The 17,990-nt window shown below is 72.7% G+C and carries 11 protein-coding genes; 4 read left to right on the top strand and 7 right to left on the bottom strand.

Annotated features, from left to right (window positions below; genetic code table 11):
- Positions 1–22 precede the first annotated feature (22 nt).
- Both ACWEPF_RS16630 and ACWEPF_RS16625 read right to left on the bottom strand, forming a co-directional pair.
- Positions 23–745 (bottom strand): alpha/beta hydrolase, encoded by a 723-nt coding sequence (locus ACWEPF_RS16630; protein ID WP_452173123.1) that lies wholly within the window; start codon positions 743–745, stop codon positions 23–25.
- A gap of 198 nt (positions 746–943) precedes the next feature.
- On the bottom strand, positions 944–2,542 hold the full coding sequence (locus tag ACWEPF_RS16625; protein WP_452173122.1) for a DUF6351 family protein: 1,599 nt from the start codon (positions 2,540–2,542) through the stop codon (positions 944–946).
- A gap of 367 nt (positions 2,543–2,909) precedes the next feature.
- On the opposite strand from ACWEPF_RS16625, the gene ACWEPF_RS16620 reads away from it, so the two are divergent.
- Positions 2,910–4,544, top strand: a complete 1,635-nt coding sequence (locus ACWEPF_RS16620) for an ABC-F family ATP-binding cassette domain-containing protein (RefSeq protein WP_452173121.1) — start codon at positions 2,910–2,912, stop codon at positions 4,542–4,544.
- A gap of 59 nt (positions 4,545–4,603) precedes the next feature.
- Here ACWEPF_RS16620 and ACWEPF_RS16615 read toward each other — a convergent pair whose 3' ends face one another.
- Positions 4,604–5,107, bottom strand: coding sequence for a DinB family protein (locus tag ACWEPF_RS16615; protein ID WP_452173120.1), 504 nt, complete (start codon positions 5,105–5,107; stop codon positions 4,604–4,606).
- Positions 5,108–5,183: 76 nt separating this feature from the next.
- Complete coding sequence (locus tag ACWEPF_RS16610) at positions 5,184–8,036, bottom strand: AAA family ATPase (RefSeq protein WP_452173119.1); 2,853 nt, start codon at positions 8,034–8,036, stop codon at positions 5,184–5,186.
- Positions 8,037–8,173: 137 nt separating this feature from the next.
- Between ACWEPF_RS16610 and ACWEPF_RS16605 the strand changes: the two genes are divergently transcribed.
- The 3 genes from ACWEPF_RS16605 to melC2 all read left to right on the top strand — a co-directional run bounded on the left by ACWEPF_RS16605 (position 8,174) and on the right by melC2 (position 12,187).
- The gene (locus tag ACWEPF_RS16605; protein WP_452173118.1) at positions 8,174–10,489 is read left to right on the top strand and encodes an ATP-binding protein; all 2,316 of its coding nucleotides are present in this window, start codon (positions 8,174–8,176) and stop codon (positions 10,487–10,489) included.
- A gap of 390 nt (positions 10,490–10,879) precedes the next feature.
- Positions 10,880–11,305, top strand: a complete 426-nt coding sequence (gene melC1, locus ACWEPF_RS16600; protein ID WP_345281402.1) for an apotyrosinase chaperone MelC1 — start codon at positions 10,880–10,882, stop codon at positions 11,303–11,305.
- Positions 11,306–11,359: 54 nt separating this feature from the next.
- Positions 11,360–12,187 carry a tyrosinase MelC2 gene (melC2, locus tag ACWEPF_RS16595; RefSeq protein ID WP_452173117.1) on the top strand — a complete coding sequence of 276 codons (828 nt, stop codon included), beginning with the start codon at positions 11,360–11,362 and terminating at the stop codon, positions 12,185–12,187.
- 287 nt (positions 12,188–12,474) lie between these two features.
- Here melC2 and ACWEPF_RS16590 read toward each other — a convergent pair whose 3' ends face one another.
- The 3 genes from ACWEPF_RS16590 to ACWEPF_RS16580 are packed head-to-tail and all read right to left on the bottom strand — an operon-like array spanning position 12,475 to position 17,602.
- On the bottom strand, positions 12,475–12,969 hold the full coding sequence (locus ACWEPF_RS16590; RefSeq protein WP_452173116.1) for a hypothetical protein: 495 nt from the start codon (positions 12,967–12,969) through the stop codon (positions 12,475–12,477).
- A gap of 5 nt (positions 12,970–12,974) precedes the next feature.
- Positions 12,975–16,997 carry a DUF6531 domain-containing protein gene (locus ACWEPF_RS16585; protein WP_452173115.1) on the bottom strand — a complete coding sequence of 1,341 codons (4,023 nt, stop codon included), beginning with the start codon at positions 16,995–16,997 and terminating at the stop codon, positions 12,975–12,977.
- Positions 16,994–17,602 carry a WXG100-like domain-containing protein gene (locus tag ACWEPF_RS16580; protein ID WP_345281397.1) on the bottom strand — a complete coding sequence of 203 codons (609 nt, stop codon included), beginning with the start codon at positions 17,600–17,602 and terminating at the stop codon, positions 16,994–16,996. The genes ACWEPF_RS16585 and ACWEPF_RS16580 overlap by 4 nt, the downstream gene beginning before the upstream one ends.
- Positions 17,603–17,990: the final 388 nt, after the last annotated feature.

Raw genomic sequence — 17,990 nt, 5'->3', positions numbered from 1 at the left:
GAGGCACCGTCCCTGCCCGACCTCAGCCGGGCGTGATCCCACGCTCCGTCAGCCAGCCCAGCACGTGGTCGGCGACGGGGCGCCAGCCGCCGTCCACGGTGAGGGAGTGGCCACGGTCGGCCCACTGCTTCAGATCGGTCGGGGCGGTGGAGTCGCCGTACTGCTTGTAGACGGCGCGCGTGACGCGGTCGGGGACCAGGCGGTCCTCCTGCCCGGAGACCAGCAGCAACGGGCCGCGGGCCGGGTTAGCGGTGTCCACGGCCGTGCCGCGGTGCCGCAGCACGTCCTCGACCAGGCGCCGGGGCGCGGGCACGGCGTAGCGCTCGTGGAGGAGCTCGGCCTCCTCCCGGCCGACGGTGTTCGCGAGCAGCTCGTGGAAGCGCGCGACGGAGAGCTCGACCGAACTCCCCGTGCACTCGGGCGCGCACTCCCGCTCCAGCAGCTCCACCCCGTTGATCGGCGCCGGCGCGAGCGCCACCGCCGCGCGCCCGACACCGTCCCCGAGCAGGTGCTGCACGACCAGCCCGCCCACCGAGTGGCCGATCAGGACCGGTGGCACCTCGAAGGCCCGGGCGATCCCGGCGTAGTGCCCTGTCAGCTCGTCCAACCCCGGATCGGACGGCTTCCCCGGCCAGCCCGGGGCGTGCGCCGGGTAGCCGTGGTTCGCGAAGTGCTCGACCCAGCACTCCCAGGAGCTCGCGCGCAGCCAGGCACCGGGGACGAACAGGACGGGAGTGCGGATCACAACGGACCCTCCGGAGGGGAGAAGAGGATGAGAACGGGGTGCCGTCCCAGCCTCCGGCACGTCACCCGCCTTCGGGATCAGTCGAATGACTGAATGATCGCCCACCGACGACGGACGGACAGGCGGACGGACAGACGCACGGACGGACGAACGCGAACGGCCCGCACCCCGGGAGCGGGGTGCGGGCCGGACGGTGCGTCAGGCGGCGCAGCGGAAGCTGGACGCCTGAGCCGGATCGCCGTGGCCGCGGTAGCGCGGCAGCTGCGGGTAGGGGCACAGCTCCCGGTTGACGGTCCGTCCGTCGGCGGTGGCCAGGGCCGCCGGCAGGGTCTTCGGGGCCTTGCCCTGCTCGACCCAGGCCGTCAGCGCGCCGAGGGCGTCGGTGCCCCCGACCGCGGTGTTCAGGGCGCAGTGCGCCGTGCCGGGCGCCAGGAAGACGCGGTAGAACTCGTCGGTCCGCTTCGCACCGCCCATCCGCCGCTCCACCGCCTCCCGGTAGCGGACCGTGCCGTCCGCCGGGATGAACTCGTCGGCCAGGCCGTGCCAGGTGAGCAGCTTGCCCCCGGCCCTGCGGAAGCCCGAGAGGTCCGGGTCGTCCGTCCCGATCACCCGGTCGTACTCGGCCTGCGAGCGGCGGAACAGGCGGGCGAGCTCCCCGGAGGTGACCGTCGAGAGGTCCGCCGTGGGCTGCTTGCGCACCCACGAGTTCACCCAGGCCGCCGGCACCGGGAACGGCGCGCCGACCCGTGCGCCCGTGGCCTCGTCCACCCGGGTGCCGGCCAGGCCGCCGCCCAGCTCGGCGCCGACCGGCACCCCGGGCCACAGCCGCTCGCCCGAGGTCGAGCGCGGCCCGTCCCAGATCCGGCGCACCACCTCCGCGTCGGCGGCGGTGACCGTCACCGCCTCGCCCTCGCACTCCACCACGGTGCCGACCAGCCGACGCGGGTCGTAGCCGCAGCGGCCCGGATCCGTCACCAACCCGTCCCGTACGCCGTCGAGTTGGTCGCACTCCCGGACGGCGGCCTCGGTGAAGGCCTTGAACTCGCAGGCGCTCGGGTAGGTCTTCGCCTCGTTCATCACCACCTGCGGCCAGAGCGTGGCCACCTCGAACTCGTCCCAGTGGACGGCCGGAGCGTTGGCGAGGATGCCGTCGTAGTCCTCGGGGTACCTCTGCGCCTCCGCGTAGCCCTGCCGCCCGCCGGTGGAGCAGCCGTTGAAGTAGGCGTAGGAGGCGCCGCGGCCGTAGTGCCCGGCGATCACCGCCTTGGCCACCACGGCCGCCTCGTGCTCGGAGCGCGAGGCGAAGTTCTCCAGCAGCGGCCGGTTGACCGAACCCCCGGCCGTCAGGGCCCATCCGGCGTCGATGTAGCTGGAGACGCCCGCGTCGGTGGTGGCGGCGGCGTAGCCGCTCTTCAGCGCGGCGGCCAGACCGCTGCCGTAGTCCCCGGCGGCGTACGCGCTGCCGCCGACCGTCTGGAGCCGGCCGTTCCAGTTCTGCTGCGGCAGCCAGACCCGGACGGTGGCGTGGTCGCCCTGGCCGGGGTGGGCGAGCACCACCGTGACGTCGCAGAACGCCGGGACGTCCGAGATCCGCTGGGACGGCAGCGGGAAGACGGCCGGCACCTCGAAGTCCCCGGCGGCGCGGGCGACGGCGTCCGCCCGCTCGACCACCGTCCCGGGCGGGGCCTTCACCGCCGGTGCCGCACAGCTCGGCGGTGCCGCGGCGGCCCCGGGGGCGTACACCACGGCGGCCAGGGGCACGGCCGCCGCGAGGGCGGCGAGGAGTCGTCGGTTCACGTGAGGTTCCCGTCGTCAGGCGCCCCGGCACAGGCTCCGGGGCTGATGAGGACGACGCTCCCGCGCACCGTCGCCGCTGAGGATCCGTCAAATGACGGCGGGCGACGGCTGCTTCGACACACCGAAGAAAACCGGTCGACGGACCTGCGGACCGTCCTGTTACGCTGGCGAACGAACGACCCATCGGCAACACGAGCAGAGGCAGACATGGCGGGTGACGACGACATCTCCGGGTGAGACCCGGTCCTGAGGCCGTCGACGGGTGGTGGACACCCGGCGGAGCGGCCCGGTTCGTCGTACCTCCTTCCCCCAGTCTCCCGTCCTCCCGGCGGAGTCCGCTCCGCCCTGCCCACTCCGGGGTCCTTCCATGTCCGATGCCTCCATCGTCTGCTCCCACCTGTCCTTCTCCTGGCCCGACGACACCCCCGTCCTCCAGGACCTCTCCTTCGCCCTCGGCACCGGCCGCACCGGCCTGGTCGCGCCCAACGGCTCCGGCAAGTCCACCCTGCTGCGCCTGCTGGCCGGCCGACTCACGCCCACGGCGGGGTCGGTGACGGTCAACGGCACCGCCGGCTACCTCCCGCAGGACCTGCCGCTCTCGGCCGGCCTGACGGTGGCCGAGGTGCTCGGCGTCGCCGACGTCATCCGCGCCATCGACGCCGTCGAGTCCGGCGACGTCTCGGAGGAGCACTTCACCACCATCGGCGACGACTGGGACGTGGAGGAGCGCTGCACCGCCCAGCTCGAACGGCTCGGCCTCGACGGCATCGGCCTCGGCCGACGCCTGGAGACCCTCAGCGGCGGCCAGGCCGTCCAACTCGGCCTCGCCGCCCAACTCCTGGCCCGGCCGGACGTGTTGCTGCTGGACGAGCCCACCAACAACCTCGACCTCGCCGCCCGCCACCGGCTCTACGACGCCCTGGACGGCTTCACCGGCTGCCTGCTCCTGGTCAGCCACGACCGGGCGCTGCTGGACCGGATGGAGCGGATCGCCGAACTCGGCGGCGACGAACTGCGCCTGTACGGGGGCGACTTCACCGCCTACGAGCAGGCCGTCCAGTCCGCGCAGGAGGTCGCGGAGCGGAACGTCCGCAACGCGGAGCAGGAACTCAAGCGCGAGAAGCGGGAGTTGCAACAGGCCAGGGAACGCGCCGACCGTCGGGCGAGCAACGCGGCGCGCAACCTGAAGAGCGCCGGGCTGCCCAAGATCTTCGCCGGGACCATGAAGCGCGGCGCCCAGGAGTCGGCGGGCCGGGCCGGCCAGGTCCACGCGGGCCGGGTCGGGGAGGCGAGGGCACGGCTGGACGAGGCCGAGCGCGCCCTGCGCGACGACCAGCGGCTGGTCCTGGAACTCCCCGACACCAAGGTCCCCGCCGGGCGCGACCTCTTCGTCGGCGAGGGCCTCCAACTCCTGCGCGACGGCGCCCCGTTCTTCGCGCCCGGCGGCATCGACCTGACCGTCCGGGGCCCGGAGCGGATCGCCCTGACCGGCCCCAACGGCGCCGGCAAGACCACCCTGCTCCGCCTCCTGCTGGGTGACCTCACCCCCTCCGACGGCCGGCTGCGCCGGGCCGAGGGCCGCAGCGCCTACCTCTCCCAGCGCCTCGACCTGCTCGACCCCGAGCTCACCGTGGCCGAGAACTTCGCGCTGGCCGCCCCCGAACTCCCCTCCGCCGACCGGATGAACCTGCTGGCCCGCTTCCTCTTCCGCGGCGCCAAGGCCCACCTCCCCACCCGCGCCCTGTCCGGCGGCGAGCGCCTGCGCGCCACCCTCGCCTGCGTGCTCTGTGCCTCCCCCGCGCCCCACCTGCTCCTGCTGGACGAGCCCACCAACAACCTCGACCTGGTCAGCCTCGCCCAGCTCGAGAGCGCCCTCGCCTCCTACCAGGGCGCCCTCCTGGTCGTCAGCCACGACGAACGCTTCCTCACCGCCATCGGCACCACCCGCCGCCTCCACCTCGCCGACGGCACCCTCACCGAGGCGGCGGCCCCCACCGCCTGAGGGCTTCCTCCGCAGTGGTGCCGGCTCCGACACCACCGCGGGCCCCGGGCCCGGGCCGCCTACTCGCCGACCTCTCCGTCGATCGCCTCGCGGAGCAGGTCGGCGTGGCCGTTGTGGCGCGCGTACTCCTCGATCATGTGGGTGAGGACGTAGCGGAGCGAGATCACCTCGCCCCGGAACTCCACCGTCCCGTCGAGCGACTCGAAGCCGTCCGCGACGCTCCGGGAGCCCTCACAGGCCTCGTGCCAGCGCGCGAACGCCTCGTCCACGTCCGCGTCGTCGACCCGGAAGGCGGCGTCCTCGCCGTCGGTCCCGGGCCAGAGCGGCGAACAGTCCTGACCGGCCAGCACCATCAGGAACCACCCCCGCTCCACGTCGGCGGCGTGCCGCACGAGGCCCAGGAGGGACAGGCCGGAGGACGGGACCGGCCGCCGCTTCAGCTGATCGGCACTCAGTTCCCGGCACTTCAGCGCGAGGGTGGCGCGGTGGTAGTCGAGGAAGGTGGTCAGCGACTCCCGATCGCCGGCCGTGGTCGACGGGTGGTTGCGGTGGTCGTCTCTCATCGGGCGATCCTCCCATCCCCACGGACCCCACCGGCCGGGCGGCCTCCCTCCGGACTCCCCCACGCCCGGGGGCCGTTCACGGAAGGTCGGCGGGCAGGGCGGCGAGGGCGTCGCGCAGGGCTGCGCGGGAGGTGATGCCGAGCTTGGGGAAGACGCGGTAGAGGTGGGAGCTGACGGTGCGTGGGGAGAGGTGGGTGCGTTCGCCGATCTCCTTGTTGGTCAGGCCGGTGGCGGCCAGGTCGGCGATCCGGCGTTCCTGCCAGGTGAGCGCGGAGGGGTCGGGGGTTCCGGGCACGCCCGCGGAGGCGGCGGCCGGGGCGCCGCAGGTGCGGAGTTCGGCGCGGGCGCGTTCGGCCCAGGCGCGGGCGCCGAGGCGTCCGAGGGTCTCGGCGGCTGCGGTGAGGACGGGGCGCGCGGCCCGGGGGCCGGCGTGCTGGCGCAGGTGGATGCCGTGGGCCAGCCGGATGCGGGCCAGCTCGAAGGGGAAGTCACCGGCGGCCGGGTGGGCCTCCGCCCGCCGGTACATCGCGGTGGCCTCGTCGAGGTCCGCGGCGGTCATGGCCAGCGCGCCGTAGGTGGTGACCGCGAGCCGGGGCGAGACCTGCGGGAGGCCGGCCTCCCGGGCGGCCACCGCGTGGCGGCGGGCCTCCTCGTCCCGCCCGGTGTGCAGGGCGGCCTCGACCAGGTCCAGCAGAGTGCGCGGGGCCTGGTGGGAGCAGGGCTCGAACGCGCCGGGCGCGGTGATCCCGATCGCGCACCGGTAGGCGGCCTCGTAGTCCCCCTCGCTCAGCGCCGCCGTGGTGGCGGCCGCCTCGGTGATCTGGACCAGGAAGCCGACCCGGCGCGGCCGCGCCCAGCGGTCGACCTCCGCCTGGAGTTCCCTGGCCCGCTCCGTCTCCCCTCGCAGCGCGGCGAGTTGGGCCAGGTAGGCGCGGCTCTGCTGGGCGAAGAGCACGTTCCCGTGGGCCAGCGTCAGTTCCAGGACCTGCTGTCCCGTGCGCTCCGCCGCCTCCCACTCACCGGAGGCCATCCGGTCGAGCATGATCAGGTGGAGCATGGTCATGCCGTTGGCCACCGCGCCCGTCCGTAGCTCGCGCTCCACGCTGCGCAGCAGGTAGGTGCGGTAGTGGCTGAGGTGGTCGACGTGGTAGGCGGCGACGCCGAGCCGGGTGATGTCCCACGGGTCGAGGTCCGGGTAGTCCGCGTACCCCGCGGCGACCCGCTCGGCGACCCCGGTGCCGCGCCGCACCACGTCGCTCCAGGCGTCCCGGTAGATCCGCGAGCTCACGGGCACCAACTCGCCCAGCCCGTCCAGGAGTCGGTGCGTCCGCTCCCAGTACCCGGCGTCGCCGACGTACTGGCTGACCCCGAGCAGCAGGTTCACCACCCGGGTGAGCTCCGCCGACGGGCCGGCCGCACCGGCCCGCTCCGCGGCGGCGAGCAGCTGCCGGTGCGCCGAGCGCACGTCCCCGTCCTCGTACAGGACCGCGTAGGCGAAGGCCAGCGCCGAGGCCGTCGTCCCGGCGGCCCCGGACACCCGCTCCGCGCCCGCCAGCAGCTGGGCCTGGTGGAGCAGCCCGGCGTGCCCGGCCACGAAGGCGGCGTCACCGAGACGGCGGGCCCGGTCGGCCGCCACCGGGCTCAGCTCGGCCGCCCGGGTCAGCCAGGTCACCGCGGCGGCGGCGCCACCGCGCCGGGTGGCGGAGGCGGCGGCCTCCTCCAGGGCGACGGCGACCTCCTCGTCCGGGTCGACCGCTGCGGCCGCCAGGTGGGTGGCCCGGCGTTCGACCTCGTCGCGGTGCACCCGGGCGAGCTCCGCGTGCGCGGCCCGCCGCTCGTTGGGGGTGGCCAGCCGGACGACCGTCGAGCGCACCAGCGGGTGCCGGAAGGCGAACTCCCCGCTCACCGGGTCCTGGTCCAACAGCCCGGCGGCGGCCGCCTCCTCGACGTCCCGCATCCGGTACCGCACGGCCGGGCCGACCCGGCCGGCCGGCACCGCTCCGCGCGACGCCCCGCCGCCCGGCGCCTCGCCGACCGGCGCTTCACTGCTCGACGTCCCTCCGAACACCCCGCCGCCCGAGACCGCGACGGCGTTGACGCCGTCCAGCGCGCCGCGCAGCAGCTCCGCCCGCACCGCCGCCCCGAGCCCGGCGATCCGCGCGCCGTACACCTGGCGGAACCGGTCCGGCAGCGGCACCGCCACCGGCCCGGCCCCGGGCTCGCCCTCCGTCAGGCCGCCCAGGTAGGCGGGGAGTTCGAGCAGGGCCAGCGGATTGCCCCGCGCCTGCTCCAGCACCTGCCGCCGTACCCGCGGGTCCACCGCCGGATGCCGCCCGTCGAGCAGCCGCTCCGCGGCGGCCCCGTCCAGGGGCGGCACCGGCAGCACCGGCAGCGCGGCCGCGTCGAAGCCCGCCGAGCTCTCCGGGCGCAGCGCGGCGAGCAGCTTCGCGGTGGTACCGGCCAGCCGCCTGCCGACGAAGCCGCAGACCTCCGTGCTGGCCGCGTCCAGCCACTGGCCGTCGTCCAGCACCAGCAGCAGCCGCTCCCGCTCGGCCGCGACGGCCACCAGGTCCAGCACCGCGATGCCCAGGGTCATCACGGACGGCGGGGTCTCCCGGCTGCGGCCGAAGACCACGTCGATGGCGGTCCGGTGCGCGACGTCCAGCGCTCCGGCCTGCGGGAGCAGCGGGTGGAGCAGCTGGTGCAGGCCCGAGTAGGGCAGCTGCGACTCCGCCTCCACCCCCACGGCGCGGACCACCCGGTGTCCGGAGGCGGCCGCCTGCCGTGCGGTGTCCTCCAGCAGGGCGCTCTTCCCGACGCCGGTCTCGCCCTTGAGCACCAGCGCCTGGCCGTGAGGGTCCGTCAGGAAGGCGGAGAGCACCACCCGTTCGTTCTCGCGACCGACCATGGGCGTGGTGAGGTGTTCCACCGCTGCTGCTCCTTCCCTCGGCTGTGCCGCCTCCAGCCTTCCCCCCTGCTCGACCGACGGCCAGGCAGTCGGCAGGCGGTTCCCGGGCAGTTCGGTGAGATGATCTCCGTTCGGGGGCAGGTCGAGGGGGTACGAAGGTGGAACGGACGGCGTTCGGCACGCTGCTGCGGGGGGCACGCGAACGGGCCCGGCTCACGTTGGAGGGGCTGGCGTCGGCGTCGGGCGTCAGCGTGCGGGCGATCGGGGACATGGAGCGCGGCCGCAGCGTTCCCCGGCTCAGCACCCTGGCCGAGCTGCTGGACGCCCTCCCGCTGGACGAACACGAGCGCCGCGCCCTCACCGAGGCCGCGCGCCCCGGCACGTCCGCCACGGGCCCGGGCGCAAGCACAGGCTCAGGCAGAGGAGCGAGCGCGGGAGCGGGAACCGCCGGGCCGACGGACCGCCCGATTCCCCGTCAACTCCCGCCCGATCTGCGGACGTTCCGCGGCCGCGAGGCGCTGCTCGACCGCCTCACCACCGCCACCGCCCCCGACGGCCACCCGCCGGTCGTGGCGGTGAGCGGACTGGGCGGCGTGGGCAAGACCAGCCTGGCCGTGCACTGGGCCCACCTCCACGCCGACCGCTTCCCGGACGGCCTGCTCCACCTCGACCTGCGCGGCTTCGACCCCTCCGGCCACCACCTGGAGGCCGGCGAGGCGCTCTCCGGCCTGCTCACCGCCCTCGGCGTTCCCGCCGCCTCGATCCCCGACGGGGCGGAGCAGCGCGCCGCCGCGTTCCGGGAGCGGATCGCGGGACGCCGGATGCTCCTGCTGCTGGACAACGCCCGCGACTCCCGGCAGGTCCGCCCGCTGCTCCCCAGGTCCGCCGACTGCCCGACCGTCATCACCTCCCGCCACCACCTCACCGGCTTGGCCGCCACCGACGAGGCCGTGCTGCTCGACCTGGGCCCCTGGAGCGCCGCCGAGGGCCTGGCCGCACTGGCCGCCCGGATCGGCGCGGACCGGGCGGCGGCCGAACCCGCCCACGCCGCCGAACTGGTGGAGCTGTGCGGGCGGCTACCGCTCGCCGTGGCCGTCCTGGCGGCCCGCCTCAGCGCCGAACCCGCCCTCGGCCTGCGGACCGTGGCGGACGAGCTGACCCGGACCCGCACCCTGCTCGACGAGTTCACCACCGACGACCCGCACACCGACGTCCGGGCCGTCTTCTCCTGGTCGTACCGTGCCCTCGACGCCGAGAGCGCCCGGTTCTTCCGCCACCTCGCCGTGCTCCCCGGCCCGTCGTTCTCCACCGAGGCGGCGGCCTCGGCCGCCGCCGAACCGCCGTCCCGGGCCCGGCGGTTGCTCCGCTCCCTGGTCGCGAAGAGCCTGCTCGGGCGCGACGCGGCCGGACAGTTCGCGCTGCACGACCTGGTGCGCGCGCACGCCGCCGAGCTGCTGGACCGCGAGGGGGACGACCGGTACGCCGCCGAGCTGCGCCTGCTGGACTACCTGCGGCACAACGCGCGCTCCGCCGTCCGTGCCTGGGAGACCCGCACCATCCACGAGTTGGACCACGCGCCCGCTCCCGGCGTCGCCCTGCTGCCCTTCGACGACCCCGAGGGGGCGCTCGCCTGGTTCCGGCAGGAGGAGCGCACCATCCTGGCCGCGTTGCGCCAGGGCGAGGACCCCCGGCTGCTGCACTTCCGGACGGGCCTGGCCCAGGACTGCGTGCCCTACTTCTCCGCGCTGGGCCAGTGGGCCGACCAGATCGAGCTGCAGCGACTGGCCCTGGACGCCGGCCTCCTGCTGGACGACCCCGCGGCCATCAGCCAGGCCGCCGCGGCACTGGGCCGGGCCCTCGCCGAGGCGGGGCGGGGCGAGGAGGCCGACGAGGCGGTCGGCCACGTGGAGCGCCGGCTGGACCACCTGACCCCGCTCGAACGGGCCGACGCCCTGCGCAGCCTGGGCTGGGTCCGGGGCCGGCAGCAACGGCTCCCGGAGGCCCTCGACCACGCCCGGGCCGCGCTGGCGATCTACCGGACCCTGGACGACCCCAACCCCGTCGCCCGTGAACTCAACGCCGTGGGCTGGTACTCGACCCTCCTCGGCCGGCACCGCGAGGCCATCGCCAGCTGCCGCGAGGCGCTGCCGCTGCTCCAGCGGACCGGCAACACCTTCAGCGAGGCCGCGACCTGGGACAGCATCGGCTACGCCCTCCACCGCCTGGGTGAACTCCCGGAGGCCGTCCGGCACTTCGAGGTCTCCCTACGGCTGTACGGGGAGGTCCTCAACCACTACAACCAGGCCGAGGTCCTGGACCACCTGGCCCAGGCCCACCAGGAGCTCGGCGACACCGCCGCCGCCCGCGCCGCCTGGCTCCGCGCGGCCGAGCTGCTCACCGCGCTCGGCAACCAGCGCGCCGAGACGATGCGCGCCCGGGCCGACCGGATTGCGGGTCAGCCGACCGGGGCATGACACGTTCCGTGACCGGAACATGATCGTGCGTGCCCGTCATCGCGCCATCCTTCCGCCGTGAGCCAGATCACCGCAGGTCACAGCCCCGGGCCCGGCACCGGAAGATCTCCACTCCATCCACTACACAGAGTGAAGATCCCTTCTCTTCTGATGATCATTCAGTGAAGGGAGTGAAGATCTTACGGCCCATCCCAAGGGGTGGTCCGCGCCCGGCTGGCTCGATCCGGCCATCGCCAACCGACCCCCGCCGATCGGCAGTTCCCTAGGTCATTGCGGCTTGAAAGCATCGAAACAGCGAGGGTGATCTTGAGATTCCTTCGCATTAACGTTTCTGCACTGCTTGATGAACGGCGCCCCAACACCACAGGTGCGCCCAAGGGGGTACTTCTGATGTCCGAAACCACCCACACCTCGGATCTGACCCGCCGTCGGATGCTGCAGGGCTCGGCCGTCGCGCTGACCGCCGCTGCCGGCGCCTTCGGCCTCGGCCTGGTCGGCCCGACCGGCGACTCCGCGACCGCCGCCGACCCGGGCGCGTCCGACACCTTCGACGAGGTCTTCCACGGCCGCCGCATCCAGGGCCGTCCGGTCGCCCACACCGCCGGCCACCACCACGGCACCACCGGCGGCGAGGGCGGCGGCACCGGCTACGAGGTGCGCATCGACGGCGAGGAGCTGCACATGATGCGCAACGCCGACGGCAGCTGGATCAGCGTGGTCAACCACTACCAGACCTTCCCGACGCCCCGCGCGCTCGCCCGCGCCGCCGTCAACGACCTCCAGGGCGCCACGCTCGTCCCGGTCGCCGTCGCCTGATCCGCACCACACCTCCGCCACCACCATCACCACCACTCGTACAAGGGGGGACTCATGGCAGTCCGCAAGAACCAGGCGACCCTGACGGCCCAGGAGAAGCGCGCCTTCGTCAACGCCGTGCTCGCACTCAAGCGCAACGGCGGCTACGACTCCTTCGTCAGCACCCACAACCAGTTCATCGTCGGCGACACCGACAACGGCGAGCGGGTCGGCCACCGTTCGCCGTCCTTCCTGCCCTGGCACCGCCGCTTCCTGCTCCAGTTCGAGCAGGCCCTCCAGGCGATCGACCCGAGCGTCACCCTCCCCTACTGGGACTGGACCGCCGACCGCACCACCTCCGCCACCATCTGGGGCGCCGACTTCATGGGCGGCAACGGCCGCAGCAGCGACGGCCAGGTCACCACCGGCCCGTTCGCCTACTCCACCGGCAACTGGACCCTCACCGTCCGCCCCGACAGCCGCAACTACCTCCGCCGCTCCCTCGCCACCTCGGTCGCCCAACTCCCCACCCGCACCGAGGCCGACGGCGTCCTCGCCATCGCCGAGTACGACGCCGCCCCCTGGAACAGCACCTCGGCCGGCTTCCGCAACAACCTCGAAGGCTGGCGCGGCGTCAACCTCCACAACCGCGTGCACGTCTGGGTCGGCGGCATGATGAGCACCGGCATGTCCCCCAACGACCCGGTCTTCTGGCTCCACCACTGCTTCATCGACAAGCTCTGGTCCGAGTGGCAGAAGCGCCACCCCTCCTCCCCCTACCTCCCCGCCGCCGGCACCACCAACGTCGTCGACCTCAACGACACCATGAAGCCCTGGAACAACGTCACCCCGGCCGACATGCTCGACCACACCGCCCTCTACACCTACGACACCGGCTTCTGATCCCACCCCGCGTCACCTGCTTCGCAGCCCCGCACCAGGGCTCCCGGCCTCCGGTCCGGCATGACTGCTCCCCCTGTAGTTCGCATGATTCAGAGGGTGACGTCGCCGGGCCGGAGGCATCGGTAGAGCGCCGACAGAGGCCGGACCGCCAGCGTGCCGGGAGGCTCTTCGCCACGTGGACGCCGACCTCGGCCCGGACGCCTGCAAGGCGAGGTCGACGATCCATGTTCCTCACTGATCCTCGCCAGGCTTCGTACGGCTCATCCGCCGACGTCCTTGCCGCAGGTTCAGGTACCGAGCAGGAAGTCGTAGTAGTCAGCGGTTCCCGTGAGGACGGCTTGGAAGTAGAGGGGGTCGCCGTTGCTGTCGAGCGGCACCTCATGGCCGGCGGTCCGGGTGAAGCCGAGCGAGAGGCTGGGGATCACCCAGTGGTTGGGTTCGATCTGACGGACGGCCAGACCCAGGTCCCCGAGCTGCTGGAGGAGCTGCAGGGCGGGGGTGGTGAACACGTCGATGCCGCGGAATCGGACAGTGATCGCCTCGGGACCGGAGCGCGGGATCCAGATCTCGGCCGCGCGGAGGGTCTTGCCCTCCTGGAAGTCGAAGAGGATCTCGAACTGCGGGTGTACAGCGAGGACCTGCAGCGGGTTGAAGACCGATGCCGAGCCTTCGTTGGTGACGTCGACCCTGCCCAGCGTGGCGGCAGCTGACTTGAGCTCCTCGAGCGACAGGCCGAGAGGGAAGCCGGTGATGCCGTGCGGGGGATCGAGTTCGATGTCCATGGCGGTCATTTTAGGAGGCACGTCCTGATCTTCCAGTTGTTGGCCGCCAGGTAGTCCTGGAAGCCCTTGTTGTGGGGCAGGTGGTCGACCATCTCCTTGATCGCGGCGTCGTACTTGGTGCCGTGGATCTTGCGGATCTTGCCGATGTCCATCTTCATCGCCACGTCGAACTTGCCTTGGGCGATGAGGAGCCGTTGCTTGGCGCGCCAGGCGATGGAGGCGGCTCCCGAGCCGGTGCTGATGAACTTGCGGTGGTCGTCGTAGTCCATGCGGATGGCCGGGCCCGCGCCGTATCCGAGCTTGCTGCTGCCGACGCCCAGGTAGGCGTCGCGGGCCGGGACGTGGTTGCGCTCGTAGGCGTTGTTGTCGCTGCCGTCGGTCCAGTTGCTCGGCCGGAGGCTGTAGTGGGACCCGCCCCAGCCCACGGGCTGGCGCTTTGCGGCCAGGCCGAGGGGATCGCTCCAGAAGAGCGGGTTGGGAACGTAGCCGTGCGGGTTGGGGCCGCCGTCGAGACCGATCGGGTCGCTGCTGAGGTAGCAGGCGGTGCTGGGGTCGTAGTAGCGGAAGTAGTTGTACTCAAGGCCCGACTCCCGGTCGTGGTACTGCCCGGGGCGGCCCAGCAGGCATGTGGGTGCGCTGTCGTCATCCTGGTGGTGGCGCCGGCCCCAGAGGTCGCTGTCACCGGTCCATGCGATGTGGCCGTCGCTGGTGACCAGTTCGCTCGGTGTGTCGGCCAGGTCGGTGACGATGGCGTAGAACCGCTCCTCGAGGACGGCTCCGTGGAGGTCCCAGCGGCGTTCGGTCTGGGACACCGGGGTCCAACTGCCCGGTGCCCAGTCCCAGGTGATGCTGCGTCGGCTGCCGTCCGGCAATGCCGTGTACTGCTCGACGAGGTGGGTTCCGTCCCACACGAAGTGGACGGCCTCGACGGCCTGCCCTTGCTCGTCCAGGCGCCACTTGACGGACCGCCGGCCCAAGGCGTCGTAGGCATAGGCCCAGGTCCCCCGCCGGGGGCTGTCGACTCGGATCAGCTGGTCTTCGGCGTTCCAGGTGTAGCGCCACTCGCGTCGCTGCCCTGACAGGGTGCGCGAGATCCGGCGGGTGCGCCGGCCCCGTTCGTCGTACTCGTAGCTGCTGCGGCCCGCGGCCCGCAGGAGGGAGCCGTGGTAGGTGCGCTCACCGGCGGTGGTGCTGTCCTGGTCCCGGCTGTCATCGGCGCGCGTGACGTTGCCGAGGGTGTCGTAGGCGTACGTCTCCCGCCAGGTTTCCGCTCGTACCTGGGTGACACGTCCGGCCGGGGTCAGTTCGAAGGCGCGGCTGCCCCGGGTGCGGTCGGTGAGCATCGTCGGGGTGCCGTCAGAGCGGTAGGCAAAGGTGCGTTCCTGCAAGCTGACGGGGCCGGCATTGCCTTCCGGGGTGGTGGCCCAGATGGCTTGGGCGCTGAGCCGGTCGGCGGTGTCCCAGGTCTGGGTCAGGGCCGCTTGAGCACCGAGGTAGCGGGTGGTCTCGCGGCCCGCGGCATCGTGAACGAAGGTCAGGGTGCCCAGGGGCTGGTGGAGGGCGTCCGGCTGGCTGTTGGCGTTGTAGGTCCAGGTGGAGACGATGCCGCTGGGGGTGGTACGGCTCGTGCGACGGCCGAGCACGTCGTAGGCCCAGGTGGTGGTGTGCCCCGCGGTGGTCTCGGTGAGGACACGGCCGGCCGCATCGTGGGTGTACTCGATGCTTCCCCAGGTGTCCTGAAGGGCTGTCAGACGCCCGCGCTCGTCGTAGGCGAGGGTGGTCGTGGTGCCGTCGTGGTGACGGCGCTGGGTGATCCGGCCCTGCAGGTCGTAGGAGAAGGTGGTGTTCTGCCCTGCCGGGTCGGTGATCTCCAGCAGTTGGTCGGCGCCGTCCAGACGGTACCCGAAGGCCCGACCGTTGAAGTCGGTCTCCCCGACGAGGTGGCCGGCCGGGTCGTAGCGGTAGCTCCAGCTGGCACCGTTCATGGAGACGGACATGAGCTGCAGCTCGGTGTCGTACTCGAACCGGTGGACCTCGCCATCCGCGAGGGTGCGGCCCGTGAGCTTGCCGAACGGCCCGGTCTCGAAAGTGGTGATCGCGCCGTCGAGCTCGTGCCGGGTGAGATTGCCTTCCGGGTCGTACTCCCACTTCTCCTGTGTTCCGTCCGGGTGCAGTCGTGCGGTGACGCGCCCTTCCGTGGTGAACGTCAGAGCGGTCGTGGCACCCAGTGCGTCGGTGAACGCCACCACCCGGCCGAATGCGTCGTACCCGGCCCGGCTGGTGTTGCCCATCGGGTCGGTGGTCACGGTGACCAGCCCGGCCGCGTTGTTCTCGAACCTCCGGACCTGCCCGAGCGCATCCGTGATCTGGACGAGGCGGCCCTGCTCGTCGTACTGACGGCGCGTCATCGCCCCGGCGGCGTCCGTGCTCTCCACCAGGTTGCCGCGCGGGTCGTAGGAGAACGAGGCCACTACCGCCCCGCCCTGAGCCACCGACGCCAACTGCCGCAAAGGCGTGTAGGCAAGGTCGATGACGGATCCGCCCGGCTCGGTGATCCGCACCGGACTCCCGTGCTCGTCCAGGGCAAGGCGGGTGACCCGCCCGATCTCGTCGACGCGCCCGATGACCCGCCCGGCCTCGTCGTAGTGCGTCACCGACGCGTTCCCCAACGGGTCCACCACACGAACCACCCGAAGGCGATCGTCGTAGTGGTACTCCGTCGGGTGCCCCAGGCTGTCCACCGCCACGGTCACCCGCTGCGCGGTGTCGTAGCGGAACTCGGCGGACAGAACACTGTTGTGGCCCCTGCCGGCGACGACGCGGCCGCCGGTGTCGTACTCGTACTCGTAGCTCTGCCCGTTGCGGTCGATCCAGGCGGTCATCCGGCCGTCGTCGTCGTACTCGTAGCTGTACGGGAGACCGGACGAGTTGACCACCCCCGCCAGCTGCCCGTGCGGGTAGTACAGGTACTCCACGACCGGGAGGTGACCGCCCGCCTCGTCCGGGAGCCGCAGCCCACTCACCCGCGGACCGTCCTCGGTGACCGTGGTGTCCACCGCCACCCGGTAGCCGCCGCTGTGCCGCACCTCCAGCGGAAGACCGTCCTGCCCGCGTATGTACGAGATCAGGTGACCGTTACGGTCGTGCACCGAGGTGACGGGCCGTATCTCGCCGATCCGGTACCGGCCGCCACCGCCCTCAGCAGCCGGCACAGCGAAGGTCAGGGTCGTACCACTGTCCGGATCTTCGATCGTCAAGGCGCCGCTGGCCTGCTCCCACACCAGCGGCCACTGCGCACCGCCGGAGGGAAGGACGGGCTGCCCCGGGGCATCCGGTAGCGGATAGTGCAGGATCTGGGCGTCGTCACCGGCGTAGTGGACACCGTCCGCGTCGATCTCGATCCGCTGGTCCAGCGTGGAGGACCAGCCCTGGCCGAACAGGCGACCTCCGACGTAGTCCGACGCGTATCCGCGCCGCAGCACAACCGGCAGCAGGCCGGGCAGGACCAGGTCGGTCTCCGAGGTGATCATCTGGCCGGTGACCACGTCCACCGGGTCACCGGCCGTGCTGCAACCCTTGTTGCCGTCGACCGCCTGGCCGTTGCGACCCCCGCGCCCCAGCGGACGCTCGCCCTTGCGCCGGCCGCTGCCACCGGGCCTCGACCCGCCGCCGGACCCGGAACCGCCCGGGGACTTCGGCCCGGCGTCATGACCCTTGCCCTTGGTGAGCGAGTCGGCGATCCGCCGGTCGTTCTCCTTGTGGTTGCGGCTGGTCATCTCCAGACCCCGCCCGACGTCCTTCAGGTGCTTCTGCAGCGCCTTCTGGCCCTGCTCCATCGCGTCCATCAGCTTGGAGATGCCCTGCTCGGCCGCGGCCGCGAGACCGCCCTTGCCCCTGGTACGGCCGAACGCCGACCGGGCACGGCTGTGGTGGCGCCGGCTGGTCTCCCCCAGTTCGTCGGAGTAGCGGCCGAACCGCTTACTGAGGTTGTCCATCGAGTCGGGGTCGAACTTGAAACCGTCGCTCATGCCGCGCTCCCCGTGGCGTGCGGGCCGGATTCCGCCGCGTCCTCGAGCAGGTTGATGACCAGGTCGCCGGCCATGCTGCCGATGGCTTCGATGACCGGGCCGGTCGCCATGGCCATCAGCTCGCTGATGATCTGCTGCTCGGCTTCCTTCAGCAGCCGCTTCACGATCAGCCTGGTCACCTGGGTGGCGCCGAGTGCGCCGACTTCCGACAGGCCGAAGGTGAACGGGGCTGCGGCCTGGGCGGCGATGACCTCTGCGGCCATGATGCACAGCTGGGCGATCGCGGCGATCTTCGCACCCTCGATCACGAGGGCCGTGCCGTCCAGGGCGACGGCCGCGATGCGGCCGCCCTCGGCAAGCTGGTGGAGATGAGTACCGGAGAGCTTGCCCCAGTGCGCTTCGAACGCCTGGACCGCGAGGCCCGCGTTCGCCCCCACCATGTCCTGGACTGCGGAGTGTGCGTCGGTGACACCGCTGTCGATCTCCTCCGCGAAGGAGCGCAGCGCGTCCGCCATCTCGCGGTAGTCGTCCTCGTCGACGTTCGGCCAGTTCACCCCGATCAGATCGAGCACCCACGCCAGCTCGTCCGGCAGCACTACACCCATACCCGCCCACCCCCATGGCAGCGACAACCTAGGCACCCTACGTGATAGCCCGTACACCGTCAGGAGGACCGGCTCGGACCGCGCGGCGTCGGGCCGCACCGTGAGCACGGGGAGAGGGGATCTGCCGCGCCGTCGGGTCGCTCGGTGGGCATGCCGGCTGTTCGGACGGCGTGCCCAGGATGCATGGCGGTGGAAGGCCCCTCCACTGCCGTACCGTCATCATCCCTGTGGCCGGGTGAGCTTGACTCGCTCTGACGGACACCTCTGATCAGGGGCCTCGGGCCCCCGACCCGGCGGACCATCGCGGCCCGCCGGGCACCCGGCCCCTGATCAGCCACTCGAGCGGCCGGCCGCCGCCTCGACCTCGGCCGCGCTCGGCGGCTGCGTT

The organism is Kitasatospora sp. NPDC004289 (assembly GCF_053602875.1).
This window is presented reverse-complemented; position numbering and strand designations above follow the sequence as displayed.

Bases quoted from the DNA above. Each gene is read 5' to 3' on its own strand.
- ACWEPF_RS16620 (WP_452173121.1), top strand. From the start codon at position 2,910: ATGTCCGATGCCTCCATCGTCTGCTCCCACCTGTCCTTCTCCTGGCCC.
- ACWEPF_RS16615 (WP_452173120.1), bottom strand. From the start codon at position 5,107: ATGAGAGACGACCACCGCAACCACCCGTCGACCACGGCCGGCGATCGG.
- melC1 (WP_345281402.1), top strand. From the start codon at position 10,880: ATGTCCGAAACCACCCACACCTCGGATCTGACCCGCCGTCGGATGCTG.
- melC2 (WP_452173117.1), top strand. From the start codon at position 11,360: ATGGCAGTCCGCAAGAACCAGGCGACCCTGACGGCCCAGGAGAAGCGC.
- ACWEPF_RS16590 (WP_452173116.1), bottom strand. From the start codon at position 12,969: ATGGACATCGAACTCGATCCCCCGCACGGCATCACCGGCTTCCCTCTC.
- ACWEPF_RS16585 (WP_452173115.1), bottom strand. From the start codon at position 16,997: ATGAGCGACGGTTTCAAGTTCGACCCCGACTCGATGGACAACCTCAGT.
- ACWEPF_RS16580 (WP_345281397.1), bottom strand. From the start codon at position 17,602: ATGGGTGTAGTGCTGCCGGACGAGCTGGCGTGGGTGCTCGATCTGATC.